This window comes from Pseudomonas sp. BNK-44-b (assembly GCF_047456245.1).
Lineage (GTDB): Bacteria > Pseudomonadota > Gammaproteobacteria > Pseudomonadales > Pseudomonadaceae > Aquipseudomonas > Aquipseudomonas machongensis.
The window spans coordinates 473,164-497,404 of the sequence record NZ_CP179908.1 but is presented as its reverse complement, the minus strand read 5'-3'; the positions used below and the strand labels follow the sequence as shown (position 1 = coordinate 497,404).

The 24,241-nt window shown below is 57.9% G+C and carries 24 protein-coding genes and 1 pseudogene; 10 read left to right on the top strand and 15 right to left on the bottom strand.

What is annotated here, in order from left to right; genetic code table 11:
• Window positions 1-10: 10 nt before the first annotated feature.
• Window positions 11-1,327: an MFS transporter gene (locus ACMGGG_RS02450; protein WP_054893542.1), complete on the bottom strand. Its 1,317-nt coding sequence runs from the start codon at window positions 1,325-1,327 to the stop codon at window positions 11-13.
• Between the two features lie 80 nt (window positions 1,328-1,407).
• Here ACMGGG_RS02450 and ACMGGG_RS02445 point away from each other — a divergent pair, with 80 nt between their 5' ends.
• Window positions 1,408-2,334: a LysR family transcriptional regulator gene (locus tag ACMGGG_RS02445; protein ID WP_112897424.1), complete on the top strand. Its 927-nt coding sequence runs from the start codon at window positions 1,408-1,410 to the stop codon at window positions 2,332-2,334.
• Window positions 2,335-2,724: 390 nt separating this feature from the next.
• Window positions 2,725-3,807, top strand: a complete 1,083-nt coding sequence (locus ACMGGG_RS02440; protein ID WP_414154809.1) for a Shedu immune nuclease family protein — start codon at window positions 2,725-2,727, stop codon at window positions 3,805-3,807.
• A gap of 42 nt (window positions 3,808-3,849) precedes the next feature.
• Here ACMGGG_RS02440 and ACMGGG_RS02435 read toward each other — a convergent pair whose 3' ends face one another.
• The 6 genes from ACMGGG_RS02435 to ACMGGG_RS02410 all read right to left on the bottom strand — a co-directional run bounded on the left by ACMGGG_RS02435 (window position 3,850) and on the right by ACMGGG_RS02410 (window position 9,168).
• Window positions 3,850-4,623: an amino acid ABC transporter ATP-binding protein gene (locus tag ACMGGG_RS02435; protein ID WP_414154808.1), complete on the bottom strand. Its 774-nt coding sequence runs from the start codon at window positions 4,621-4,623 to the stop codon at window positions 3,850-3,852.
• 88 nt (window positions 4,624-4,711) lie between these two features.
• On the bottom strand, window positions 4,712-5,452 hold the full coding sequence (locus ACMGGG_RS02430) for an amino acid ABC transporter ATP-binding protein (RefSeq protein ID WP_063543023.1): 741 nt from the start codon (window positions 5,450-5,452) through the stop codon (window positions 4,712-4,714).
• Window positions 5,449-6,951 carry an argininosuccinate lyase gene (gene argH, locus ACMGGG_RS02425; RefSeq protein ID WP_414154807.1) on the bottom strand — a complete coding sequence of 501 codons (1,503 nt, stop codon included), beginning with the start codon at window positions 6,949-6,951 and terminating at the stop codon, window positions 5,449-5,451. Before argH ends, ACMGGG_RS02430 begins: the two co-directional genes overlap by 4 nt.
• Window positions 6,921-7,640, bottom strand: coding sequence for an amino acid ABC transporter permease (locus ACMGGG_RS02420; RefSeq protein ID WP_063543019.1), 720 nt, complete (start codon window positions 7,638-7,640; stop codon window positions 6,921-6,923). The genes argH and ACMGGG_RS02420 overlap by 31 nt, the downstream gene beginning before the upstream one ends.
• Window positions 7,641-7,647: 7 nt before the next feature.
• On the bottom strand, window positions 7,648-8,310 hold the full coding sequence (locus ACMGGG_RS02415) for an amino acid ABC transporter permease (RefSeq protein WP_063543017.1): 663 nt from the start codon (window positions 8,308-8,310) through the stop codon (window positions 7,648-7,650).
• 12 nt (window positions 8,311-8,322) lie between these two features.
• Window positions 8,323-9,168 carry a transporter substrate-binding domain-containing protein gene (locus tag ACMGGG_RS02410; protein WP_081255202.1) on the bottom strand — a complete coding sequence of 282 codons (846 nt, stop codon included), beginning with the start codon at window positions 9,166-9,168 and terminating at the stop codon, window positions 8,323-8,325.
• A gap of 234 nt (window positions 9,169-9,402) precedes the next feature.
• On the opposite strand from ACMGGG_RS02410, the gene ACMGGG_RS02405 reads away from it, so the two are divergent.
• Together ACMGGG_RS02405 and ACMGGG_RS02400 are read left to right on the top strand one after the other, a co-directional pair.
• Entirely contained in the window at window positions 9,403-10,320 is a 918-nt protein-coding gene (locus tag ACMGGG_RS02405; protein ID WP_063543015.1) for a LysR substrate-binding domain-containing protein, read from the top strand.
• Window positions 10,321-10,487: 167 nt separating this feature from the next.
• A complete protein-coding gene (locus ACMGGG_RS02400; RefSeq protein ID WP_414154806.1) occupies window positions 10,488-11,396 on the top strand; it encodes an NAD synthetase in 909 nt (302 codons plus the stop codon).
• Window positions 11,397-11,932: 536 nt separating this feature from the next.
• Here ACMGGG_RS02400 and ACMGGG_RS02395 read toward each other — a convergent pair.
• On the bottom strand, window positions 11,933-12,154 hold the full coding sequence (locus tag ACMGGG_RS02395; protein ID WP_063543007.1) for a hypothetical protein: 222 nt from the start codon (window positions 12,152-12,154) through the stop codon (window positions 11,933-11,935).
• 574 nt (window positions 12,155-12,728) lie between these two features.
• Between ACMGGG_RS02395 and ACMGGG_RS02390 the strand changes: the two genes are divergently transcribed.
• Complete coding sequence (locus ACMGGG_RS02390; RefSeq protein WP_063543005.1) at window positions 12,729-12,986, top strand: DUF2790 domain-containing protein; 258 nt, start codon at window positions 12,729-12,731, stop codon at window positions 12,984-12,986.
• A gap of 52 nt (window positions 12,987-13,038) precedes the next feature.
• Here ACMGGG_RS02390 and ACMGGG_RS02385 read toward each other — a convergent pair whose 3' ends face one another.
• From ACMGGG_RS02385 to ACMGGG_RS02375, 3 genes are all read right to left on the bottom strand, one after another.
• A complete protein-coding gene (locus ACMGGG_RS02385; protein ID WP_414154805.1) occupies window positions 13,039-14,199 on the bottom strand; it encodes an ATP-binding protein in 1,161 nt (386 codons plus the stop codon).
• Window positions 14,192-15,004, bottom strand: a complete 813-nt coding sequence (locus ACMGGG_RS02380) for an alpha/beta fold hydrolase (RefSeq protein ID WP_414154804.1) — start codon at window positions 15,002-15,004, stop codon at window positions 14,192-14,194. Before ACMGGG_RS02380 ends, ACMGGG_RS02385 begins: the two co-directional genes overlap by 8 nt.
• Before the next feature lie 417 nt (window positions 15,005-15,421).
• Window positions 15,422-15,925, bottom strand: a complete 504-nt coding sequence (locus tag ACMGGG_RS02375; RefSeq protein ID WP_063542999.1) for a winged helix-turn-helix transcriptional regulator — start codon at window positions 15,923-15,925, stop codon at window positions 15,422-15,424.
• Window positions 15,926-16,021: 96 nt separating this feature from the next.
• On the opposite strand from ACMGGG_RS02375, the gene ACMGGG_RS02370 reads away from it, so the two are divergent.
• Complete coding sequence (locus tag ACMGGG_RS02370) at window positions 16,022-16,963, top strand: aromatic alcohol reductase (protein WP_414154803.1); 942 nt, start codon at window positions 16,022-16,024, stop codon at window positions 16,961-16,963.
• Window positions 16,964-17,291: 328 nt separating this feature from the next.
• Here the strand turns inward: ACMGGG_RS02370 and ACMGGG_RS02365 are convergent, their stop codons facing one another.
• The 4 genes from ACMGGG_RS02365 to ACMGGG_RS02350 all read right to left on the bottom strand — a co-directional run bounded on the left by ACMGGG_RS02365 (window position 17,292) and on the right by ACMGGG_RS02350 (window position 21,220).
• On the bottom strand, window positions 17,292-18,512 hold the full coding sequence (locus ACMGGG_RS02365) for an MFS transporter (protein ID WP_414154802.1): 1,221 nt from the start codon (window positions 18,510-18,512) through the stop codon (window positions 17,292-17,294).
• A 123-nt stretch (window positions 18,513-18,635) separates the two neighbouring features.
• Window positions 18,636-19,496 (bottom strand): N-acyl homoserine lactonase family protein, encoded by an 861-nt coding sequence (locus ACMGGG_RS02360; RefSeq protein ID WP_063542993.1) that lies wholly within the window; start codon window positions 19,494-19,496, stop codon window positions 18,636-18,638.
• A gap of 164 nt (window positions 19,497-19,660) precedes the next feature.
• Entirely contained in the window at window positions 19,661-20,209 is a 549-nt protein-coding gene (locus ACMGGG_RS02355) for a TetR/AcrR family transcriptional regulator (RefSeq protein WP_063542991.1), read from the bottom strand.
• Window positions 20,210-20,275: 66 nt separating this feature from the next.
• Window positions 20,276-21,220: a GlxA family transcriptional regulator gene (locus tag ACMGGG_RS02350; RefSeq protein WP_151925797.1), complete on the bottom strand. Its 945-nt coding sequence runs from the start codon at window positions 21,218-21,220 to the stop codon at window positions 20,276-20,278.
• Between the two features lie 105 nt (window positions 21,221-21,325).
• Here ACMGGG_RS02350 and ACMGGG_RS02345 point away from each other — a divergent pair, with 105 nt between their 5' ends.
• The 4 genes and pseudogenes from ACMGGG_RS02345 (at window position 21,326) to ACMGGG_RS02330 (ending at window position 24,211) form a co-directional block, all read left to right on the top strand.
• On the top strand, window positions 21,326-22,120 hold the full coding sequence (locus ACMGGG_RS02345) for an SDR family NAD(P)-dependent oxidoreductase (RefSeq protein WP_063542987.1): 795 nt from the start codon (window positions 21,326-21,328) through the stop codon (window positions 22,118-22,120).
• A gap of 25 nt (window positions 22,121-22,145) precedes the next feature.
• A complete protein-coding gene (locus ACMGGG_RS02340; RefSeq protein ID WP_063542985.1) occupies window positions 22,146-22,910 on the top strand; it encodes an SDR family oxidoreductase in 765 nt (254 codons plus the stop codon).
• A 2-nt stretch (window positions 22,911-22,912) separates the two neighbouring features.
• Window positions 22,913-23,023, top strand: a pseudogene (locus ACMGGG_RS02335) (carboxymuconolactone decarboxylase family protein); the annotation flags it as partial.
• A gap of 180 nt (window positions 23,024-23,203) precedes the next feature.
• A complete protein-coding gene (locus ACMGGG_RS02330; RefSeq protein WP_414154801.1) occupies window positions 23,204-24,211 on the top strand; it encodes a zinc-binding alcohol dehydrogenase family protein in 1,008 nt (335 codons plus the stop codon).
• Window positions 24,212-24,241 lie beyond the last annotated feature (30 nt).

Here is a 24,241-nt window from a genome sequence, read left to right as displayed (position 1 = left end):
CTGTCTGTGGTTAGAAACGGCTGATGTCGTTGTCACGGGTTTCTGGCAAGGTCTTGCACAGCACCAGCAGGCACAGCAGCGAGACCCCGGCGAGGTAGGCAGCGGGCAGGTTGGCGTCGCCGGTCATGCGGATCAGCGCCGCGGCGATGAATGGCCCCGGGCCTGCCAGGATCGCCAACGCCAGGTTGTGGCCCAGCGCCGCGCCAGTGGAGCGGATCGAGGCCGGGAAGACCTCCACCAGCAGCACCACGTCCATCACTGCCGTGACCGCCACCAGCACACCCAGGATGATCAAGCCGAGCAGGATCGCCGCGCTGTTGCCGCTGTTGATCAACAGGAAAATCGGAAACGCCAGCACCGTCAGCGCAGCCGCGGCGCCCAGTAACAGCTTGCGCCGGCCGATACGGTCACTGAGCCGACCGATCAGCGGGTTGACGATCACGTACACCACCAGCGCGATGCTGCACAGCCACAGCGCCGTGCTGCGCGGCAGCCCCACGGTAGTGACCAGGTGGTTGTTGGCGTAGGTGACGAAGTAGTACAGCGACACCCCGAACAGTGCCGAAAAGGCAAAGGTGGTGATGAACGCCCGGCGCCGCACGGCCTTGCTCGGGGCCTGCGCCGAATCGCGCTGGCGCACCATCTCTTCGTACACCGGGGTATCGCCCAGCTTGCGGCGGATGAAGATGGCGATACCAGTCATGACGATCGAGGCCACGAATGGCAGGCGCCAGCCCCAGGCCGTCAATTGCGCGTCGCTGAGCGTGGTGGTGATGGTCGCGGCGACGAAGGTGCCGAACAGGAACGCCAGCCCGGCAGTCCCGGTGATCACGCTGGCCGCCGTGGCGCGGCGATTCGCCGGCGCGCTCTCGACGATGTAGATGCCTGCGCTCGACCACTCGCCGCCGACCATCATCCCCTGCACGAAGCGCATGGCGATCAACAGCACGGGCGCGGCGATACCGATCGCCTCGTAGGTGGGTAACAACCCGATGATCGTGGTACACACGCCCATGCCGAACACCGTGATGATCAGCACCGCCCGCCGGCCGAAACGGTCACCGATCGGCCCCAGGATCAGCGCCCCGAAAGGCCGCGAAAGAAAGCCCACCGCGAATACCGCCAGCGACGACAGCAGCGACACGCCAGGCGCGCTGGACGGGAAGAACAGCATCCCGATCACCGCCGCGAAATAGCCGTACACCGCGAAGTCGAACCACTCCATGAAGTTGCCGATCCCCACCGCAATGGCGCGCTTGCGGATATCGACCTGCCCACCCCTGGTATGGGTATTGCTTTCACCCACGCTATGCGAAATCGTGCCCACCGGATCCACCTATGTGTTGTTATCTGTTGTGGGCACCAGACTAGAAACACCACCGACCACGGGGCAAACGATTAGGAAATATGAGCCGGATTAACGTACGTAATATTTCTCGGATCGACCTGAACCTGCTGCTGACCTTTCACTGCCTGATGACCGAACGCAGCGCCACCCGCGCCTCGGCCATGCTGCACGTGACCCAGGGCGCGGTAAGCTCAGCCTTGCGCCGCCTGCGCGAGCACTTCGGCGACGAGCTGTTCATCCGCACCGCCTCGGGCATGCAACCCACGCGCAAGGCCATGGAGCTGGCGCCGAAGATCACCGAAGCCCTGACCTCTATATCCGGCCTGCTGGGCACAGAACCCGACTTTTCGCCGCACGATTCCAGTTATGTCTTCAATATCGGCCTGTCTGACGATATCGAAGCCTGCCTGGCGCCGCGCATCGTCAACGCAGCAGCCGCCGAAGGCCTGGGCGTGACCTTCGCCTTCCACCAGAGCAACAGCTCGCTGTGGAAGCAGTCGCTGCAAGACCCTGACATGGACCTGGTGATCTGCGCCGAGCCCAAGGACTTCAACACCAGCTTTTCCTCACAGGTGCTGTTTTCCTCGTCTTACGCCTGCCTCTACCGCCCACGCAATGGAGCGGCAAACGAACCCATCGCTCTGGAAGACTATTTCGCCGCCAATCACGTGCGGATTTCCTACGATGGCCGCCGCGGCTTCATCGACGACATGTTCGAGGCGGCAGGCTATGCGCGGCATGTCACCGCCTCGTTCACCCATTTCAGCGGTGCACTGAGCACTTTGATGAACAGCGAAGTGATCGCCACGATCCCAAGCTTCGCCGCCGAGAGCTATGCCGCCATGACCGACCTGACCGTGAGCCCGGTGCCCTTCCCGGTGCCGTCGTTCCGCTGCTTCATGGTCTGGGACATTGCCCGGCACAACAAACCGCATCATGAATGGTTGCGGCAGTTCATCAGCAACCTGGCCCAGGTGGTGAGGTAGCCTCCGGACCGACGGCTTTCGCCAAGACCGTCGGCAAGCAATCCTGCTGATCAGGCGCGACCGGGGCCAGTTTCAGAAGGCGTATGACGAGATCGCTGAAGTGAGTGACGGTAGGCTGACGCGATCTCTGTGAGAGCGAGCTCGCCAGAGAACACCGGCAAAGCCGGGGCCAGCCGCCTCCGACAACCATCTCGGACTAGTCCGACGTACTCCCCGATGCCGGAAGACGCCGTGAGTCGCAATATGGGAGCGGTCCGATATACGTCTAAAGGAGAGTTTCTAGAATTCACGGGGGACGCACTGCTACGCACCGTCCGCACGCGTATTGCCAGTCGCCTGCGTATGGAAGTGCCAAGCAAATTCCATGGATCACCTGTACAAGGACGCATCATGAAAATTATCGACATCGTGCATGACTACGCCCAAGGAAGCTCCAGGCTTCGCAGAGGCCTATGCCGGGTAAGAATCTTCAGGACAGCAACCGACACCACCGTGTTGCTGACCGACCTGGACGAAAAAAATGATGGTATGTCCGTCACCAATGCCGTCGAGCACATCATCAAATCGCTCCACGAACTGGGGATCGTCCTGCCACCTGCAACCTACATCGAACACTACGAACGGGAAGACCCTGCTCGGGACAGCTTCGATATCGTCACAGTAGGCTCTCGCCAAGGCGTTCAGTGGCAGAGCATCCCCCGGACCGAAGTTCTGTCCATGATCGACGGTAGCTCAGACGAGTTGGATAACAGAAGCGCTTCGAACAGCCGAGTCATTTGCCGAGCAGACCAACTGCGCTTTCGACGCGACCCTTTCGTGGACTCCCCCTGGCAACCCCACCCCGCCACGATCAAACGCCGGCTTGAAATCGAAGAGGGCATGCTTTCGAAAGCAGATATCGAAGCACTCATCGTCGAAGGCGCGGGCGAGCGAGACATCCAGCGCTTGCTCAAACGAGACTTGTCCGTCTTCGGTGAAGCCTACGCAAAGCCTGATAACGAATATCTCTGTTTCTCCGAATTTCCACTGGATAATGGGCAAGTCGATTTTGTCGTTTTCACAGGCAGGTCGCGTATGGATGTCATTCTGATCGAGGTCAAAGGCGCTGATTTCAACCTTCTGAACGCCGATCACTACAAGGCCTTCAATCACAAGATCAATCAAGCCGCTGATCAGATACGCGATCGACTCGGGAAGCTTTATCGAGACCCGGAACCGTTCAGGCAGCACGTGCATGCGATCAGACAGCGTGTCGAGCGAGGTGAACATGTTCACAACGCCTTCCTGGGGCCTTGCCACAAGCTTGAAGTAGATCCGGAAAAAGACATCAATATCCGGACGATTCTGATCGGCGGCAGGACGGTAGATGACCGCGCAGAGAGCACGAAAAGGCATGACTTCGAAAGGACCTTCAACCCACCCATCCGGGTGGAGTCATGGGATACCTGGTTACGCAGACTTCAGCGGGGCTGACCAGCAGCCCCTGTGCAGGCCTCTTCCGTCAACAACCCTGGATCAATGCAGCACCTGGCTCAAGAACAATCGGCTCCGCTCATTCTGCGGGCTTTCGAAGAACGCCTGCGGCGTAGCCTGCTCGACGATCTCGCCCTGGTCCATGAACACCACCCGGTGCGCCACGGTACGAGCGAAGCCCATTTCATGCGTCACGCAGAGCATGGTCATGCCGTCTTGCGCAAGGCTGACCATGGTGTCGAGCACTTCCTTGACCATTTCCGGATCCAGCGCCGAGGTCGGTTCGTCGAACAGCATGATCTTGGGCTTCATGCACAGCGCCCGCGCGATCGCGACGCGTTGTTGCTGTCCACCGGACAGCTGGCCGGGGAATTTGTGGGCCTGCTCCGGAATGCGCACCCTTTCCAGGTAATGCATCGCCACTTCCTCGGCGCGTCGACGAGACATCTTGCGCGCCCAGATCGGTGCGAGCGTGCAGTTCTGCAGGATGGTCAGGTGCGGGAACAGATTGAAGTGCTGGAACACCATGCCGACTTCACGGCGGATGGTTTCGATCTGCCGGAGGTCACGGGTCAGCTCAGTGCCTTGGACCATGATCCGGCCTTCCTGGTGATCCTCAAGGCGGTTCAGGCAACGAATGGTGGTCGATTTTCCCGAGCCCGAGGGGCCGCACAGCACAATGCGTTCACCGTGATGCACGGTGAGGTTGATGTTCTTGAGGACCTGGAAACTGCCGTACCACTTGTTGACGCCTTCCATCTGGATCATGGTCTGTGGACCTGGTGAATCCAGGGGGTTGCGGATCGCTTCACTCATTTGAAACTCCTTGCCGGAGCTCGGGCGCGCCTTCCTGAGGGCAGGCGCACATCCGTTGTGGGAAAAGGGTGTGAAGATGCAGTATGGATCAGTGCAGGACGCTTTCCAGGAACTGCCGGGTGCGCGGCTCCTTCGGTGCGCTGAACACCTCCGATGGCGGGCCCATCTCGATGATCTTGCCGCCGTCGAAGAACACCACCCGGTCGGCCACTTCGCGGGCAAAGCCCATTTCGTGGGTCACGACAATCATGGTCATGCCTTCGGCGGCCAAGCCCTTCATCACATTCAGCACATCGCCGACGGTTTCCGGGTCCAGCGCAGAGGTGGGCTCGTCGAACAGCATCAACTTGGGCCTCATGGCCAACGCCCGAACGATCGCTACTCGCTGTTGCTGGCCGCCTGACAGCTGCGCCGGATAATGCTCGGCCTTGTGCCGCAGGCCGACCCGATCGAGCAACGCCAGCGCGTGAGTCTGTGCTTGCTGCCTGGTCGAGCGTTTGAGCTTCACCGGCGCAAGCATCATGTTCGCTAGCACCGTCATGTGCGGAAACAGTGTGTAATCCTGGAACACCATGCCCACCTCTTCACGCAACTTGGCCAGGGCCTTGCGGTCACCGGCGTTGGCCGAGTCGCCACTGCCGATAACCACCGTCCCCAAGGACGGCTCCTCCAGGCTGTTGAGACAGCGAATGAAGGTGGACTTGCCCGAGCCGCTAGGGCCGATGATGACCACCACTTCGCCTTGGCGAACCTCCATGTCCACGCCCTTGACCACCTGGTGCTGGCCAAAGCTTTTGTGCAGGTCGCGCACCGTCAGGATCGTGCTCATAAGCCCGCCTGTGCCCGTGTCAGGGCTTGCAGATTGAGGTGAGCCGCGCTCAGTCGCTCGCGGCGCTGCTGGTTGGCGGCGCGCTCTGTGGTCAACCGCTCGCTGGCGCGCGCCAGGCTCGGCCTCAGCGAAGCCAGCGAGGGGCCGCCGGCGGAGGTACGCCCTTGCACGTTGCTGACCGGGTCCAGACAGTCGCGCACTTTCTGCTCGGGCAGGTTCAGTGCATGGCCCAGTTGCTCGATGGCGCAGGCATCGACCATCTGCGTGGTGATCTGGTTCGCCAGCAGGCCCTGATCCATGGCCATGCGCACCACACCGCCGACCACGTGGTGAGCTTCGCGAAACGACAGGTCGACTTCACGGACCATCAGGTCGGCCAGGCCCGTGGCCGTGGAGAAATCTTCACCGGCACGGCGCACCGCCAGGTCGATATTCGGCGTCGCGGTACGCAACACCAGGTCCAGCAGTTTCAGGCAGCGCAGGCTTTCCTCGGCAGCTTCCCAGAAGCCACGCGTGCCTTCGCGGTTGGCATCGCCAGTGTGCGAGAAGTTGGTGCCTTTGATCGTAACGCTGGCCCCCATCATCAAGCCGACGATGTGTCCACTTCGGCCCTTGAGGTATTCCAGCACGGTCGGGTTTTTCTTTTGCGGCATGATGCTGGACGTGGCGGCGACACTGTCGGGGAAGTCGATGAGGTTGAACTCATTGGTGCTCCAGACGAAGTAGTCCTGCGCGACGCGGCTCCAGAACACCGCCAGGTTGCTCAGGTGCGACAGGCTTTCGAACAGGAAGTCCCGCGAGCCGATGGCATCCAGCGCGTTGTCCAGGTAACCGTCGAAGCCGAGCAACTCGGCGGTACGCGAGCGGTCGATGTCGAACGGCGTACCGGCGAAAGCGGCCGCGCCGAGTGGGCACTGGTTCATGGATTCCAGGGTCTGGACCAGGCGCTTGCTGTCTCGCTCCAGTGCCTGCTCCACCGCGCTCAAGTAATAACCGTAGGTGATCGGCTGCGCCGGTTGCAGGTGGGTGTAGCCAGGCATCACCACTTCGGCGTACATCTCGGCGCAGCGAATGGCCGTTGCACGCACAGTCATCAATTCGTCGATCAGGTCCATCAGCAGGTCGCGGCACCGCAGACGATCCAGCGTAGCGAGGATGTCGTTACGGCTGCGGCCGGTGTGCAGGCGGCCGCCGATGTCGGCACCGATCTGCTCGATCAGGTGCGCTTCGTAGTTGAAATAGGCGTCTTCGCGGGATGGGTCCAGCTCGACCGCATCCGGCCCTGCCTGCTCCATGTCCAGCACACCCTTGGCCAGCACACTGGCGTGTTCACCACGAATCAGGCCCTGTTCGGCAAGCATCAGGATGTGCGCCTTGTTGACGTTGCCAAGGTTCGCAAAACCACTGGCGAAGCTTTCAAGGCGCGGGCGATAGATGTACTCGTTGACTTCCGGTGCGGTGCTTTCCTTCAGGCGCCGACTGACTTTGGATTCTTGCATTTTGAAACCTCTCCAATAGAAGTACGTACCGCCGGGCGACCCAGACGACGTTCGAGATAGCGGCTAAGCCAGGTGAGAGCCGAACAGATGACGAAGTACACGAGCAGCACAACGCCGTAGACGGTGAATGCCGGGCTGACACCGGTCATGACGGTTTCGCGCTCGATGATGATCTGGCCGACCTTGAGGAATTCGCCTACCCCTACCAGTGCGCCCAGCGACGTGGCTTGTACCAAGATGGTCAGCAGCCCGGTGTAGGCCGGCAGAATGGCTTTCATCGACTGCGGCACGATCACGTGCAGGTAGATCTGCCACGGGCGCAGGCCCAAGGCCCAAGCGCTTTTCCACTGATGTCGGGACACCGATTCCAGCCCGCCGCGCACGATCTCGATGCCGTTGGCGCTGCCCCATAAGGTCAAGCCCACGGTGACCGCAGCGAACGGGCTCAGGTCCAGGCCAAGCATCGGCGCACCGAAGAAGATGAAGAACACGTTGACGATCAATGGAATGGAGCGAAACAGCTCCACATAGGCATGGATGGTCCACCACAGCACGCGGTTCCTGACCGTGGCCAGCACGCCTAGCACGGCCGAGATCAGCGTGGTGAACAACAGCACCACCAGCGCCAGGCGCAGGGTCATCAACAACCCTTTGGAAACAAAGCCCCAGTTTTCGAGAATGAAGTTCATGGTCGCCTCACTGCCTGAAAGGTCGCTGCAGGTGGGCAGACAAGCGCCCCGTCAACAGCGCCAGCACACCCACCAGCACCAGGTACATGACGCAAATGGCCGTGAACATCTCGATGGCGCGAAAATCCGTGGCGATTCGGTCCACCGCAACGAAGGTCAACTCCGCCAAGCCGATGGCCTGCAAGTACGAGGAGTTCTTCAGCAGCGAGATCGCGGTATTGAGCATCGCGGGCAGGCTGGTGCGAAAAGCGATCGGCAGGGCCACCAGCGCGAAGTACTGCACCGGCGTGAGGCTCAGGGCCAGGCTCGCCTCACGCATGCCGCGCTCCACGGTAGCCAGGCCGCCGCGGATATTTTCGATCTGGTAAGCCCCTGCCCAGATCGACAGGCACAGCACCCCCGACCAGAACAATGACAACCCCAGGCCTACGGCGGGTAAGCCGTAGAAGATGAAGAACAGCTGCACCAGGATCGGCGTATTGCGGATCAGTTCTACATACAACACCACGGCCTGCGACAGCACCGGCACCTTCATGACCCGCACCGCGCCGCCCAGCACACCGATCAACAGCGAGAAGAGGATGGCCAACGCCGTGATCTTCAGTGTCATCAACACACCGTCAAGCAACGCGGGCCACTGCGCCATCAAGTAATGGATGTCGAAACTCATGATGGCGGCCGGTCAGAGCGTTTCGGCAGGTTTGGCCTGCTCGAAGACACTGATGTAATAGCTTTGGATATTCTGCGGTACGAACTGCTCGACCCAGCCGCGGAACAGGTGCTCTTCGCGCATACGCAGTACCGCAGCGTTCAGATAGTCGCGCCACTGCTCGTCGTTCTTGCGCACCCCGATGGCGGCATCGGAGATCTGGAACGGTTCGCCGATTCGGCGGGCATCCTTGTCATTGTCGGCAACCACCACCAGAGTGGCGGCGTCGTGGGTGTAGGCATCGGCCCGGCCCTGACGGAAGGCCTGCAAGGCATCGGCGGCGCTGTTCATGCGCAGGGTCTTCACATCAGGCATGTGGTCTTCGAACCACTTAGCCTGCACCGAGCCTTTGAGGGTGGCTAGCGTCTTGCCCTTGAGATCGGAAATTTTCTGCACCGGGCTGTCTTTCTTGACAACCACATCACTCGCGCCCCAGCGGTAGGGCGTGGTGAAGTCGATCACGCGTTGACGCTCGGGGGTGACGCCGAGGGTTGCGATCAGGAAGTCCACCTTGCGGCCCAGCAGTTGCGGCACGCGGTTTTCCGCGGTGACGCAGGTAAAGCTAACCTTGTCCTTGGCGCCCAGGGCCCACAACGACACTTGTTTTGCCATTTCCACCTCGACGCCAGCGAAGTCGCCCTTTTCGTCTTGGTAGCCATAGGGCGGCTGGTCGCAGCGCACGCCAACACGCAGGTGGCCCGCCTCTTTGATAGCTGCAGGCACGGCGGGCATATCGACGGCTTGAGCAGCGGACACCGCCACCAACGACATGCACGACACTGCCAGTGCAGCGCTTAGTTTCTTATACGAGAACGACATGATGCCTCCTGATTACCTGGCTGCATCGCCGCACAAGCGTGCGGCGAAACGATGAGTACAAGGGCAGAACTGAAAAGTGGCTGGAGCACCGGCTTTGTTGTGTTTTTGCCGTTATGTGCTCGACGTGCATCGCGCTGCGTCGGGGCAGACGTCGATGTGGTTCTAGTTATAAAATTTCCGAACCATGCAATCAAATGACAATACGTCAACCCATCATGCAGAAATGATATGGCCATGAACTTCAAGCAGATCGAAACTTTTCGGGCAGTGATGCTCAGCGGCTCAATGACGGCCGCTGCACAGGCGTTGCATACCTCGCAGCCGAACGTCAGCCGCCTGATCGCGCAACTCGAACGGACCAATGGCTTCAAATTGTTCGAGAGGGTGGGTGGCCGATTGGTGCCTACCGACGAAGGTGCACAGTTCTTCGCCGACGTGGAGCGTGCCTTCATCGGGCTGCAAAGCCTGGAAACCTCCGCGCAGAACCTCAAGCGTGGCGGCACTGGCCGGTTGCGCATCGGTGCAGTGCCCTCCCTGACTCACGGCCTGCTACCGGCCATCATCCAGCGCTTTCGCCAGCAGAACCCGCACGTCCACATTTCCATCCACACCAATGACTCTCCGAACGTGGCCCACTGGGCAGCCACGCGTTTCTGCGATGTGTGCCTGGTGTCCTACGTGGCCGAAGACATGGCCGGGGTGCATTCCGAAATCATCTGCGACGTGCCCGGCGTGTGCATCTTCCCCAGGGGGCATCGTCTCAGCGCCTTGGACGTGGTGACCTCGGCGGACCTCAAGGGCGAGGAGTTCATCTCGCTTTCCCACACGGACGGCTCTCGCACGCGGCTCGACCGCCTCTTTGCCGAAGAAGACCCACGCGTGCTGAATCTGGACGCCACGCACGCCGCCACGGTGTGCTCGCTGGTAGGCCGGGGCCTAGGGATCAGCGTGGTCAGCCCGCTGGTGGCGACCGAGTACTTGCATACCGGTATCGACATTCGACCGTTTACACCGGAATTACGTTTTTATACCTACTTGCTGCTGTCATCCGACCGTCCTGAAAATCTGCTGACCCAGAGGTTCCGGGTGTTGGCGGGGGAAATGCTGAAGGAGGCGGCGCAGGTGAGTTTCGAGGGTAAGCGTTCGGGCTAGGCCCTGTCTCTGCGAATACCGAGAAACCGATACAAGCCACCTCCGACAGCTGTTTCGGACCAGTCCGACATACCCACCAATGCCGCATTCTTATGCTCGCGAGTCCCTCACTCGCGGGCTAGCGGCTGACCCAACGGTCTCTCCTGACGCCCCGCTCAGGACCCGTCATGCCTCGCCCGCCCATCACGGAATTAGGTGGCAACCCGTTCAAGCCTTTCGCCCGAGAGCGGATCGAAAGTTCGATTGATCTTTCCAAACTGTATGCCGCAATCGACCGCGATCCCGCCATCGTTGGGGCGGGGGTGGTATTCATCGATACTCATTACAACGCGGTTACCTTGCGGGCGTTTCAGCCTATTTGCAGTGTGCTGCCGAAAAGGGTGGTGTTGCAGGAACTGCCTAGGCCGGTTACGGCTGAACAGTATCTTGAGCAGCAGGTGAAGGATCCGCGGCAGTCCAGGCTGATTTCGGATATTTCGGATGCGGGATTGGCATGTGCAGGATTGATAATTGGGGTGCTACTGATAGTGTCAGGCGGAGCGGTGAGTGTTTTCACTGGCGGCATGGGGATTGTGATAACTGTAGCTGGTCGTGCAGCTGTAGTTGCTTCCGGTTTCCAGTGTGTAATAAGTGCATCTCGAGTGTATCTGGAGCTTAAACAACCAAAAGACAATGATGAACTAGACGGTCAAACATGGTTCAAGATTGTTTCTCCTCTTCTCGACACTATAGCCCTGCTTGGAATTGCCGCTTCCTCTTTAAATACGATCAAATATCTCCAAGTTCGCAAGCGAGCGTCTGGCCTGGGATGGTTTGCATCAAGCAGAAGCCTGAGCCGCCAGCAACGCAAAAAGCTGATGACAGAGATACTTTCCATTCGGCATCCATCATTAACGAGCAAACAGCTTAAACTCCAGCAGCGCCTTGGTGCTTTGCCCAAGCGCTATACATCCGTACAGATGCAGAAAGCGACTACAGAGCTTATTAGAGAATCCATCAATAACGGTATTGGCCTTGCCAGCAGTGAGAAAATTCGGAACCTGGCGATAACATTGGTTGAGGAGATAATGGAATGATGTTTCTCACAATCCCATGGGGCAAGTTCATAAAACGCTTTTTTCTTATTAAAGCGTTAGGTGCGCTCCTTACGATGATCGCCATCGCATTCGCGTGTGGAGTGGCAGCCGATCTCTGCTTTCGCAGGCACCCCAATCAAATTGAATACATGTTCGCTTTGATGATGGTGTGTTCAATTGTCCTGGGGAATGCTCAGTATTCCGTGGCTCGCGGTAGATCAAGGGGCACTTGCTGGATCATTGGAATGCTGGTGATGTGCCTCGTAGCTAGCGGAATAGGTTACTTCGAACAGGGTATGAGACTCGTTTCGCTAATAGGCATGCTCTCGGCAGCATTAGCCCTCGCCTGCTACAACAGCCGCAGATACCGCCAAATGTGCAAAAGACTTCAAGTGATCCGGCGAATGCGTGAGGAATGGATCGCCTATGAAAAGCTCCGTCGGTAGTTCAAACCCAATCCGTGTGGGAGCGGCCTCGTGCCGCGAAAGGGCCGCAAAGCGGTCCCAGCAATCGAGGGCCAACAACACATCCAACAGCTACCCCGCCTCCCCCGCCAAATCAATCAACCTCCCACACTCCTCCGCCGTCATCCGGCCGATGATGCGGATGGCCTGATGAATCCCCGCCGCACCTCGACCGCTCAACTGCGGGTTGTGCTCACACTCAAGCAGTTCATCGTATTGAGCCAGTGCCTCGCCCAGGAGTTCGAGGGTCCAGGCATAGGACTGGATTGTGGAAAGGCGCTCGTGGTCAGTCATGGGACACCTGCCTCAGTTCGCGGGTGGGCTGACTGTGGATAGGGAAAGAGCGATGAGGTCGAGATACCGGAGCCGGCGACAAGCGGCGGAGAGCGGATGCGAGGATCCTGTAAGGGATAGCGATAAGCATGCATGAGATCCTTTTCAGTTGAAGCACCACGTCAATCGTCGCCAAACGATTGGGTGGCAGCTGTGCGCAGGTTGGCGAACCGAGGAAAAGGAACCCGGCAGACCCGAAGGTCTCCCACGCACAGCCGCCATTGCACGAAACTGCGGACACAAAAAAAGCGCCTGCAATCGTGATCGGGGCGCCGATGCGCCTTTTCGTACGGGTCGCCAAACCCGGTCGCGGAGTTTGCCGCGACAGGGGGGAATTTATGCCTAACGGGGCATCAGTGCAAGGCGCGGCGAAGCCAGAAGAAGCCGTGAACCTCATTTTGGGAACAGTCCGACATACGCGTTGAGAGGTCGCCCCTGGTCCGTTAACCCTCAACTAATCCGCCTGGAGAACACTGGGTGCAACTCGGCGCTCGCGGCGCCGCAAGCCCCCTCACGACAGACAGGTAACTTGAAAATGAAAGCGTTAGTGGCATTGGTGTTTGGCGGCCTTTGCAGCACGGCAATGGCCAATGAAGTGGCGCAGGATTTCAAGCAGCCCCCGGTTGAGCGCTACAACTACTCGCAGCACCTGGACATTGCCCGAGTGATCTCCGTGAGCGAAGTGCCCGACGTGCGCGAATTGGTGCCCGCGCGCATGATCTACGAAGACTCCAAAGGCCAGCGGCATACGCTTGAATACACCGCGATGGGGAAAGGTTTGACTGACGACTGAGGCTTTGGGGTGATGCTGAATCCATGAAGGAATGTGCAGCAGTGCCGGCAGATCAATAGGGCAAGTGGATGATGAAAGTGGTGCCATAGATTGGGTTGGACGTCACGGTAACCCGGCCACCATGGGCTTCGGCGATCTGCTTGACGATGAACAAACCAAGCCCGAGCGAACGCAGCGCATCTTGCCGGTCGCTACCACGCGTCATCGGCTCGAACAACTTCGGCACCAGGTCCTCGGCGATGGCAGGGCCGTGGTTGTGAACGCCTAAAACCACACCGTTGCCGCAGAACTCAGTAGTGAGCGTGATGGGATAGCGAAGGTCCCCATATGCCGCACTGTTGGCGACCAGGTTACCGATCATCTGCTGCAACCTGTCCTGGTCCACCTCGAATGTCCCTTGCCCGCGAGATAGATGACGAATGCTTGCATCGCCAAAAACAATCCTGAGCTCACTCACGGATTGGTCCATGGCCTTCAGAAGATCAACTTGTTGGCGACGGATGCCGATGCCCTGCCCGAGTTTGATCGACGCGAAATCCAGAAGATCGACGATCATGCGCTGCGCTCTTTCGGCAGAAGTGCCAATGCTGCCCAGCAGGCGACGCCCCCGGTCGGATTGGACATCGCGTGCAAGCAACTCTGTAGCCATCTTGATGGCCGTCATCGGATTCTTCAGGTCATGGCTAGCCACAGCGACCATTCGTTCAGCCAGCAGTGCCCGATGCTGCACATCCTCATAGGCTGCGGCCAACTCGACTTGGGCACGTTGCAAAGCCGATTCGGCAGCCGCCTTCTGCGCCAGCAGTTCCTCGGCGCGCTGCATTGCCAAGAATATCCCCCGCTCATTGCGGTCTCGCTGGCTAATGCCGAACAACGCCAACTGGTAGACGACACCGTCTTCACTTGCCTGCCGTACACCATTCAGCAACATGGCAACAGCTGTTCCATTGCGGTGTTGCAGGTCGACCTTAACCTCCGCAACAGAGCCCTGCATGTCCATCAATGGCTTCCAATGTGTGCTTTGGAACACACGCCCAGCCACCGTCAGCAACTGGTCGAAACTGCACGCGTGCATCAGCGTCGAGTCGTATCCCAGCCAATCGCAGAACGTCTGGTTGGCGCGGATGATGGCGCCATCCACGGCCATGACAACCAGTCCGCACGGGGCATTCTCGAAATACGATGCTGTGAACAACTGCACGGCGTCATCCATCACTGAACCCACGTTCTACGAAGAAAGCATCCATTGCAGCCGTGCAAGCACTGGGCGCGCTCAACTGCGGGTAATGGCCAATGTTGTTGATGATGCTCAACTGACTGTCGGGCAGCACGCGGTGCAGATAATCGCCAACCCCCATTGGCACGACCACGTCGCCGGGACATTGCAGGATCAACGTAGGTGTCGACAGCCCGCAAATGTCCTGCCGGTGATCGGACAGGAAAATCACACGGGCAAAATGCCTGGCGATAAAGGCGTTGGTGCGGGCAAAGTTTTCCAGCAGCTCTTCGTGAAGCCCTGGCTGCCCAGGTGCCCCCATCAAGACAGGCGCCATGGTCCCGGCCCAGCCGAGATAATTGTCGTCGATGGTGGCCAGCATTTGCCGCACTTCATCCGGCGAGAATCCGCCGGTGTAGTCACCCTTGTCTACGTAGCAAGGCGACCCGCCGATCATCACCAGCGCAGCAATCCGCTCTGGCGACTGCACAGTGGTCAAGGCACAGATCATCGCGCTGACCGAGTGCCCGACCAGGATCACGGGGCCTTTCGCAAATTCGTTGATGATCTCGTTAAGATCCGCTGCGTGCCCCCACAGCGACGCGTGCCTGCCATGATCGTAAGCCCCCAGGTCAGACTGCCCGGCGCCGGTCAGATCGTAGGTGACAACGCGAAAGCTCTTGGCGAAATGTGGCACCAGCAACCGCCACATGCTCTGGTCACAGCCAAACCCATGCGCCAGGATCAAGGTTGCCCCTCCGTCCCCAGCAATATGCACATTGTTACGCTTCTGCAGGGTCATAAAAATCCTGGGGTAGTTGGCTATTAGCAGCGACTGACCGCCCAATCTTCCGAAAGATTAGGTGAGTCATGGGCCAAGCGGGGTGCGACTGTGGTTTGCGCAGCGGTTGAACGGACTGTTGTGCCAGCACAGGCACACGTGGGCCACCATACGCGATACGCCTGGACATAGCCCGCGGATTATTGAACGAGGCGCTGTTCGAGCAGATTTCGAGACGGGCGGGTTCCGATGAAGACCAAATTCAGGTGCTCGATCTGCTTGTTGATCGAGCACAGGTCCGATCTACAGGTTACAGCGCTAAGCGCCGCCATGTGGACAGGAGGTGGCTGTGGGCGTTGTAAGCGGAAGCGTTAGCCGCCATGAGGGTATCGCGGACCAGACACTTTCGAGGTGAACTCTCGATGTGTTCCGCAACAGTCATTTGTCTCTCTTCGCTGTTATAGCCTGCTCTATCAGCGGGCTGTCATAGCCAGTAACCGAACTTGCAGGCATCGGAACGGGCTCTTGCCAGAACGGTGTCTTTCCGTCCTGACTGTCGAACCTGTGGCGGGCCTCGCGGATCTGCTCCACGTTTTCAACCACCCACGTCCAAATAGGCGACATGCGGACAAGCAGCTGCATCCCCAGTGCAGTCAGGTCATATTCAACACGGGGCGGAATCTCTTGGAACTCGTGTCGGCTGACCAAGCCATCCCGCTCAAGTGATCGCAGTGTCTTGGTCAGCATGCGCTGTGTAATGCCACGCAACTGCCGTTTGATATCGGCGTGGCGCATCGTGCCGTAGACACCTAGCGCATGCAGAATGCCCAGAGACCAGCGACTGCCCGCATGTGCAAGTACCTCACGCCTGACCCCATCGTCATCCTCTCTGAGCGTCTGGCAGATGGCTTGAGCCTGCCTCAAAGCTTCATGATCGGCCATGCTTCCCCCTGGTATCACGCGTGTGCCTTCTTACGAGCGCTGCATAGTCGTGCAAGCATTTGTCCATCTTACAGGCAACTTCAACCAGGACAAATCATGACCCATACCACCCAGCCAACCCCTCAATCGATCCTCGTATTAGGCGCAGGAGAGCTTGGGCTGCCCGTGCTTCGCAACCTTGCTCGGGTTGCAGAACGAGCCCCAGGCTCAACGGTCAGCGTGCTACTGCGCGAATCCACTATCAACACCCAAGTCCCGGCAAAAAAGGCCGAAATCGATGAACTTCGTAGCCTAGGAATTCAGATGGTCGCTGCCGATCTGGTGAGCGACTCCATCGACCAGCTTGCGGCGGTATTCGCTCAATTCGATACCGTCATTGGCTGCGCAGGGATGGTTGCAGGCCGAGAAACTCCGATGAAGCTTGCCACTGCGGCTCTGAAGTCCGGCATCAAGCGCTATTTCCCGTGGCAGTTCGGCGTGGATTTTGAGGTGATTGGACGCGGAAGCCCGCAGGACCTTTTCGATGCCCAGCTTGACGTCCGCGAGTTGCTGAGGGCTCAAGACAAGACTGAGTGGGTCATCATCTCGACGGGCATGTTCACCAGCTTCATGTTTGAGCCCATTTTTGAAGTGGTGGACTTCGAGAATGACACGGTGAACGCGCTGGGCGGGCTGGATAACAGCGTCACCCTCACCACACCCGATGACATCGGAGCGCTGACAGCAGAAATCGTTTTCTTCGAGCCCCGCTTGCGCAACGAAATCGTATACCTCTCGGGCGACACGGTTACTTACGATGAAGTTGCTGGGCTGCTCGAACGTGTCCTTGGACGACCTTTCAAACGTAACGAATGGACGGTCCCTTATCTAATGGACGAACTGGAAAAAGACCCGACTCATCACATCAAGAAGTACCGGGCCGTGTTTGCCCAGGGCCGAGGCGTGGCCTGGCCGAAAGCGGGCACCTTTAATGAACAGCAGGCGATTCACGTCACGACCGCCGAGCAGTGGGCTCGCGCCAACCTTCAAGGAAGCTAAGCGCTAACAGAAGGTGAGGAAGTTCGGAGATGCGCCTGGGAGGGTGAAAGGGTGGGCCTGGTGCGGGAGCCAGGAGTCGTACCAACACGAAAGGGACTGAATTCGTCCGCAGGTGCCAACTGCCTGGGCCGCAGAGCAACTCGGCGACGCTCCGGAGAACCCGGTATTTCCCGTAGAACTCAGCTTGCCGAATGCCGGGCACGGCCCCCACATGCAATACCCCATCGCCGCTGCCAGGCACATCGGGGCATTCGTCGCGGAGTCGCTAACCAGAAGCTGCACATAGAAAAGGCCACTTAATGTGGCCTTTTCTACTTTTCTACTAGCGTCATACCTTACCGCCACCATTCATCATCCTGTAAACCGCTACGAATGAAAGACTCATTACTAGAATGGCGAAGACTATTGCGGTATCGAAGACGCCGTATCCGCTAGCTACCGCGTACCCAGCGATCATCGCCGGAACACCCATACCGAGGTAGCAACAGAGGAAGACAACGGACAATACACCCGCGACCTCCTCGGCACGTGACTTGGATAAAACCAGTCTGATGCCACCTTGAAAACCAGCACCAAAGCCAGCTCCGGAAATCACAACGCCAAAGATAAAGGGTGTGAGCGAACCGGTGATCAATGAGGCCAAGACCATAGCCATACCGGTCAGCAGCCCCAGTGCACCAATCCAGGAGAGGGTATGCATTGACCGATTAACGAATGTCCCGATAGCAGCTACCCCACTTCCAGCGAAAGCCGCCAACACCAATCCTCCTGCCCATGACGCGGGTAGCGCAAAGAGCTGCTCAATTAGCCGTGGCCCCATCGAAGCAAAGAAACCGGCGACAGCCCAGCCAGCAACGAACAGCGACGATGCAATGATCATTGGTCCGCGCACATGCACGGGTATGCTGAATTGAGGCATCAGTGACCGGGCAGCCCCAGGTATTCTTGCGCGGACATCCCTCATGATGAGTAGACCAACGCCCTGAATGGCCAAAATAAAAGCTAGCGCCGCGAACACGGTATGAGTGGGGTACGGTAATGCCTGTGCGAATACGCTACCCATCAGAGCGCCAACAGCGCTGCCGATGGCAGGAGTGAGGGCATTCACGACCGCGCCGCGCTTGTGGTTGAGGTCAATCAAGGCTGCGCCTACCGCTGGAACAGCAGCTCCTGTCGACACGCCTTGAATCAGCCTGCCAACCACTAGATCCGTGAAGCCATCAGCGACACCCAGCATGTACATGGCCACCAATTGCAAAACAGTCGTCCACAACAGTACTGATCGACGACCGACATAGTCGGACAGCCGTCCAAACACTAGCAGTCCGGCGAGTACTGATATGGCATAAATACTGAAGATAAAGCTGATGCCCATCGCAGTGAAATGCCACTGGTCCTGATAGATCGGATACAACGGCGTAGGTACGCTGGATCCAGCCAGGAAAGTCACTGTGATGGAAGCAAGCAGCCCAAAACGAGTCCGCGGGCCAAGACGCTGCTTGTCGTCATTGGCAATGCTTATTCCAGGGGTTATCAGAATCTGGTCCATGACTTGTGCTCACAGTAAGCGGTTGATCAACAGGCATACGCCCATCGCAAATACCAGTGTTCCCGTCCCGAAGCGCACGGCTCGCCAAGGGCGAGCGCGTGCAAAGGTGATGAAAGCCATGCGTCACACTGAAGCCAAAAGCGAATAGTTGATCGCTTTTGTAGCGTCAGCTTGTGGATTAGAAATCGCATCGAGCATACGCCCTACGACTTTTCCGCCCTTGATCAAGGCAGGGGCGTCGTGACTTGGAAGCAGGAATTTGCTGTCTGCAAGCGCCCTCTTGAGAGCTCTCTTTTCATCCAGTGTGGACATGGCACGATTCGCTGTAATCGTCGGCTCATGGGACGCTTGATCGAGAATGGGCTCAATCAATTGGTCGTGGATGTCATAGGCGATGTCGCCGCAGATATTCGCCATTCCTTCGTCAGTTTCGACCAGGACCGATATCGAGCCTGGCGTGTGTCCCCCTGACAGCCGAACTGCTACGCCAGGGATAACCTCTTCTTCGAACGTGCCGTCGACATCGAACAGGCGAATTGCGCCTCGAGTGTGGAGACGATCAATCAAATGCTTGGTATCAGCCGCGGTGTACATGAGCGGTCCCATGATGCCGGATGCAGCGAACTCCAGCTCACGACGGGAGATGCCGACAGTAGTCGCCATCGGGAAGAGATCAGTCATGCCGACATGATCGATATGAGCATGCGTGTGGACGATGTGCCGGATGTCTTTCATCCGCAATCCATGCTGGGCCAGATGGTATTCAAGCGTCATTTGCGGCGTCACTTCGTACGTCAGTCCATATTCTTCATACTGCTGGGCATTGCGTGACCCCGTATCGACCAGGATCGGTTCCTCCCCTCCAGTAATAAGAAAACCCAGAACCGGGATGGTGACGTGCTCGCCGGGGTTCCGGAACATGACCAGACCGCTCGAATCCATCTGCATGTTTCCGAGGTTAATAGGATGGATCTTCAGTGCCATGGTGATTCTCCTTGCAGGCGACGCTTGGGTTAAGACAGACCGTCAGGACGGGTAAGTACCGTCTTGCACTGCCCCATTAAGAACCGATCGGTTCAATATAGGGCGACCCAAACTCAGGCGCAAGAGAAAAAAACCACTCGGTTCAAAAAGGTGATAGGTGTTGCTCAGAGAGCCCGCAACGCTTCCATGAAGTGGCTGACCCGATCGCCAGTCCCATCAGCAGGCAAGCAGCTTTCAACGCACACCCCAGAGAAAAACACCATGATGATGTCCGCAACAATCTCTGGAGCCAGTCGGGTCTTCTCAGCCCTTACGTTGTCAGCGATTTGCGGGAGCAGGCGACGATGACAATCCACGAGCAGTTGACGGACCTGGTCGGAAAGCACGGGAAACTCACGTAGCGCATTGACCGAAAAGCAGCCCATACACCCGTTATCTTGAGGGTCGCCAAGCCGAAGAAAACGCTCGATATTTGCCCATCCTTGCGGCTGAGCAGTCAGGATTTCTGGTGCTCCGCGGTTTGCGTAGTAATACGCCAAAGCGCTCAGAAACAGATCATCCTTATCCTTGAATTCTGAATACAGGCCTGACTTATTCACGCCCGTAGCCTGCTCAAGATGATGAAGAGAGGTGCCGGAGTAGCCGTACTGCCAGAACACGGGCAGTGCCTTCTCCAGAACCGTCTCACGATTGAATTTTCGAGGGCGTCCCATTTTCGGTACCTAAACGGTCGACATGATCCCAGTATCGAACCGTTCGGTTGGATAGGAAAGCGATTTCTATCCGACTCGCCTAGCATCGCGGCGAACTGCTTGCGGGGGAACCCCAAAACCTCGGATGAAGACCTCGCGCATGTGTCGACGATCCCTGAACCCGGTTTCCCTTGCTACCGTGTCCAGGCTATGGCGACTCTGCTCAATCATTAGCCGAGCTGCCTCTAGTCGTAGACTCTCCACCGCTTTCGCAGGTGATTGACCGGTTTCGGCAGTGAAGACGCGCGTGAATTGCCTTGGGCTCAGATGAACAACTTCCGCGAGCTCTTCAACACTCAGTGCCCTGTTCAAATGCTTACGTGCATAATCCAAAGCGCTCTGAATGCGATCAGACTTGGGCGCCAGAGCAAGCAATTCAGAGTGCTGAGACTGCCCTCCTGATCGGCGTTGGTGCATTACGAGCTTATGGGCCACCGATTTCGCAAGCTCCGTTCCCAAATCTTTCTCCACCATCCCCAATGCCATGTCGAGGCCCGCGGTCATTCCTGCAGAGGTCCAAACAGGGCCGTCCACAATGAAGATTCGATCCTCTTCCACCTCAATGCTCGGGTGCATGCTTTGAAGAGTCTTGGCATATGCCCAATGAGTAGTCGCACGTCGGTTATCGAGGACACCCGCTTGAGCTAAGACGAACGCTCCTGTGCAGATGCCCGCGATGCGCCTAGAGCTCTGGGCAAATCCCTGCACGCTGGACAGGACCTCTGCAGCGGGAGGCGTAAGCGGAGTGAGTGTCCCTGTGATCATCCAGCTATCTGCAAGCCCTGGATCATCCAAAGCCAGCGTATCGATGTGCATACCCAAGGATGATCGAATGGTCCCTCCTGACACCGAGTAGTTCTGAATCCGGTACACAGGCTCGCCCGCGACCATGTTCGCGAATTCAAAAACCGCCTGGGTGGCCAGAGACATCACCTGGAATCCATCCGTGACCAAGTAGCCGATTCGATGCATAACCGTGCTCCGATTGCGACGTCCTAAAACATGACCATATGCGTCGTTTAAGACAAATCTATTTTTTTGCATCATGGCTCCACACCCAAACAACGGAGCTGGACCATGACTCAGGAATACAAAGGCACCGCCCTGATCACAGGCGCATCCACCGGCATCGGCGCAATTTTCGCAGACCGCCTGGCTCAACGTGGTTATGACCTGATTCTGGTCGCCCGCAATCGTGATCGCCTGAACGCTCTTGCGAGCCGCATCACCAACGAGACTCAGCAGAGCGTTGAAGTCTTCCCCGCAGACCTGGCCAACGCAGCGGACCTGGCGCGAGTGGAACGCAAATTGCGCGAAGACGCCAGCATCAATCTGTTGGTTAACAACGCAGGCATCGGTACTCACACCCGTTTGCTGGACAGCGATGTGGAGCGAATGGCCGAGATGATTAGCCTCAACGTCACGGCACTCACTCGACTGACCTACGCCGCAGTTCCGGGCTTCATCGCTCGCCAACAGGGCGCAATCATCAATATCTCATCAATCGTCAGCCTGGCACCGGAAATTCTGAATGGCGTGTATGGCGCAAGCAAAGCCTACGTCACGGCCTTCACTCAGTCGCTGCACAAGGAGCTGACAGAACAGGGCATCAAGATTCAGGCGGTACTGCCAGGAGCTACGGCTACCGATTTCTGGGAAATCGGGGGACTGCCCGTCGAGAACCTTGATCCCAACATCGTGATGTCAGCAACCGATCTGGTGGATGGCGCCCTTCAAGACTTCGACAACGGTGTCCTGATCTCCATCCCCTCCATGCAGGACATACAGCATTTCGAGCTGTACGAAAGCAGCCGCAAGGCGCTGTTCGGACATCTCTCCAGCAACAAACTCGCTCCGCGTTACGGCGTTTAATCAATCAATTGAAAGGATACAAATCATGAAAACTAGCGCGAACACCATCTTCATTACTGGCGGCACCTCGGGCATCGGCCGCGCTCTGGCCGAAGCGTTCCACCAGCGTGGAAACAAAGTCATCATCGCGGGCCGACGCCAATCGCTGCTGGATGAAATCGCCAGCTCCAATCCCGGCATCGACACCGTTCAGCTTGATATCAATGATCCCCAGCAGATCAAGGATGTCGCACAAGAGGTTATCCGTCGCCATCCCTCGCTGAACGTCATCATCAACAATGCCGGCATCATGCCTTTCGACAACCCAGGCTCTGGCGATTATGACGATGAGCAGGCGGTAGGGCTGCTGCAAACCAACCTGCTGGGCCCGGTGCGTGTTAGCGCAGCGTTTGTAGAACATCTCAAGCGCCAACCCGATGCCTACATCATCAACAACAGCTCGGTACTGGCCTATCTGCCACTGGCCGCGACAGCCCTCTATTCAGCGACCAAAGCGGCGATTCACTCCTACTCACTATCGCAACGTTTTGCCCTGCGCGATACCAGCGTCAAGGTTCTGGAAATCGCACCGCCATGGGTCGACACCGATCTGATTCACAAAAGTGGTGATGAACGCGCCATGCCGCTGGACGAATTCATTCAAGAGACCCTGGAAAAACTGGAGACAGCGACAACCGAAGTCCTGGTTGACCGCGTCGTACCAATACGAGCCAACCAAGGGCCAAACGAGCATGAACTGATCAACCAGTTCAACGAGGCACTGGCCGCAAACCCTATCCCTGTCGCCTGAACAGCGATGCAAAAATCGTTGATGTCATCACGCAGGTCTCGCTGCTGACCTTGACGAACTACCTGAACAACGTGGCGAAAACAGATATCGATTTCCCACCGAAAGCGATCTGATCGGACACCTAACTTAAGCGACGTGTGCGCGCCTCCTAAAACGATCAGCCATTCCGTGAATGGCTGATCGCCTCAACCTTCAGCGAAACGGCGAAAGTCTTCCTCGGGTTAGCTAGTTTTTGAGGCTTACGAAGGGAGTTAGCCTGACATCACTCTCTGACCTGTAAAGGACAACCTCATATGAAAGCCGTAGTTTTCCAAGAAGCTGGTTTGCCGATCCAAAACGCTCGTTCCCTGTTCGAAACGGACCTGCCGAAGCCCACCCCAGGTGCTCGAGATCTGCTTGTCGAAGTGAAGGCGATTGCGGTGAACCCGGTAGATACGAAGGTGCGAGCCCGCAGTACCAGCCAAGAGGTCCAAGTGCTGGGTTGGGATACCGTTGGTGTCGTCCGTGAAGTCGGCAGCGACGTTTCATTGTTCAAAGTTGGCGACGAAGTTTTTTACGCCGGCGCGATCGATCGTCCTGGTAGCTACAGCGAATTTCACTTGGTGGATGAGCGCATCGTCGGCCAAAAACCACGTAGCCTGGACAATGCCAGTGCCGCAGCCTTGCCGCTGACCTCCATTACTGCCTGGGAGCTGTTGTTCGATCGACTGGGCGTTCAGGAGAACGCTGGTAAAGGACAAAGCCTGCTGGTCATCGGCGCCGGTGGCGGGGTTGGCTCGATCCTGGTCCAGCTGGCCCGCAAACTTACCCAACTCACCGTCATCGGTACAGCGTCGCGGCCAGAGACCCAGTCTTGGGTACAAGAACTGGGCGCCCACCATGTGATTGATCACTCCGCCTCGATCCCGCTGCAGCTTGAAAACCTGAAACTCAACCCGGTCGACTACGTTATCAGCCTGACCCACACCGAAACCTACCTGCACCAGATCGTTGAGGTGCTTCGCCCGCAAGGCAAACTGGCGCTGATTGATGACCCAGCACAACTGGACGTCATGCCACTCAAGCGCAAATCGCTTTCGCTGCATTGGGAACTCATGTTCACGCGCTCTCTGTATCAAACCGCAGACATGATCAAACAGCATGAGTTGCTGAACAGAATTTCCGAGCTGGTCGATACCGGCGTCATCCAGACCACCATTGGGGAACACTTCGGAAAAATCGGCTCAGATAACCTGAAGCGCGCCCATGCTCTGATCGAGAGCGGTAAAGCCAAAGGCAAGATCGTTCTCGAAGGCTTCTAACCCGCTGATACGCTCAAGGACAAGCATATG

Bases quoted from the DNA above. Each gene is read 5' to 3' on its own strand.
- ACMGGG_RS02330 (WP_414154801.1), top strand. From the start codon at position 23,204: ATGAAAGCCGTAGTTTTCCAAGAAGCTGGTTTGCCGATCCAAAACGCT.
- ACMGGG_RS02380 (WP_414154804.1), bottom strand. From the start codon at position 15,004: ATGACCCTGCAGAAGCGTAACAATGTGCATATTGCTGGGGACGGAGGG.
- ACMGGG_RS02430 (WP_063543023.1), bottom strand. From the start codon at position 5,452: ATGAGCACGATCCTGACGGTGCGCGACCTGCACAAAAGCTTTGGCCAG.
- ACMGGG_RS02360 (WP_063542993.1), bottom strand. From the start codon at position 19,496: ATGGCACTGAAGATCCATCCTATTAACCTCGGAAACATGCAGATGGAT.
- ACMGGG_RS02445 (WP_112897424.1), top strand. From the start codon at position 1,408: ATGAGCCGGATTAACGTACGTAATATTTCTCGGATCGACCTGAACCTG.
- ACMGGG_RS02420 (WP_063543019.1), bottom strand. From the start codon at position 7,640: ATGAACTTCATTCTCGAAAACTGGGGCTTTGTTTCCAAAGGGTTGTTG.
- ACMGGG_RS02340 (WP_063542985.1), top strand. From the start codon at position 22,146: ATGAAAACTAGCGCGAACACCATCTTCATTACTGGCGGCACCTCGGGC.
- ACMGGG_RS02395 (WP_063543007.1), bottom strand. From the start codon at position 12,154: ATGACTGACCACGAGCGCCTTTCCACAATCCAGTCCTATGCCTGGACC.
- ACMGGG_RS02440 (WP_414154809.1), top strand. From the start codon at position 2,725: ATGAAAATTATCGACATCGTGCATGACTACGCCCAAGGAAGCTCCAGG.
- ACMGGG_RS02400 (WP_414154806.1), top strand. From the start codon at position 10,488: ATGCCTCGCCCGCCCATCACGGAATTAGGTGGCAACCCGTTCAAGCCT.
- ACMGGG_RS02355 (WP_063542991.1), bottom strand. From the start codon at position 20,209: ATGGGACGCCCTCGAAAATTCAATCGTGAGACGGTTCTGGAGAAGGCA.
- ACMGGG_RS02385 (WP_414154805.1), bottom strand. From the start codon at position 14,199: ATGGATGACGCCGTGCAGTTGTTCACAGCATCGTATTTCGAGAATGCC.
- ACMGGG_RS02405 (WP_063543015.1), top strand. From the start codon at position 9,403: ATGAACTTCAAGCAGATCGAAACTTTTCGGGCAGTGATGCTCAGCGGC.
- ACMGGG_RS02435 (WP_414154808.1), bottom strand. From the start codon at position 4,623: ATGAGTGAAGCGATCCGCAACCCCCTGGATTCACCAGGTCCACAGACC.
- ACMGGG_RS02345 (WP_063542987.1), top strand. From the start codon at position 21,326: ATGACTCAGGAATACAAAGGCACCGCCCTGATCACAGGCGCATCCACC.
- ACMGGG_RS02365 (WP_414154802.1), bottom strand. From the start codon at position 18,512: ATGGACCAGATTCTGATAACCCCTGGAATAAGCATTGCCAATGACGAC.
- ACMGGG_RS02375 (WP_063542999.1), bottom strand. From the start codon at position 15,925: ATGGCCGATCATGAAGCTTTGAGGCAGGCTCAAGCCATCTGCCAGACG.
- ACMGGG_RS02390 (WP_063543005.1), top strand. From the start codon at position 12,729: ATGAAAGCGTTAGTGGCATTGGTGTTTGGCGGCCTTTGCAGCACGGCA.
- ACMGGG_RS02415 (WP_063543017.1), bottom strand. From the start codon at position 8,310: ATGAGTTTCGACATCCATTACTTGATGGCGCAGTGGCCCGCGTTGCTT.
- ACMGGG_RS02410 (WP_081255202.1), bottom strand. From the start codon at position 9,168: ATGTCGTTCTCGTATAAGAAACTAAGCGCTGCACTGGCAGTGTCGTGC.
- ACMGGG_RS02370 (WP_414154803.1), top strand. From the start codon at position 16,022: ATGACCCATACCACCCAGCCAACCCCTCAATCGATCCTCGTATTAGGC.
- ACMGGG_RS02350 (WP_151925797.1), bottom strand. From the start codon at position 21,220: ATGCATCGAATCGGCTACTTGGTCACGGATGGATTCCAGGTGATGTCT.
- argH (WP_414154807.1), bottom strand. From the start codon at position 6,951: ATGCAAGAATCCAAAGTCAGTCGGCGCCTGAAGGAAAGCACCGCACCG.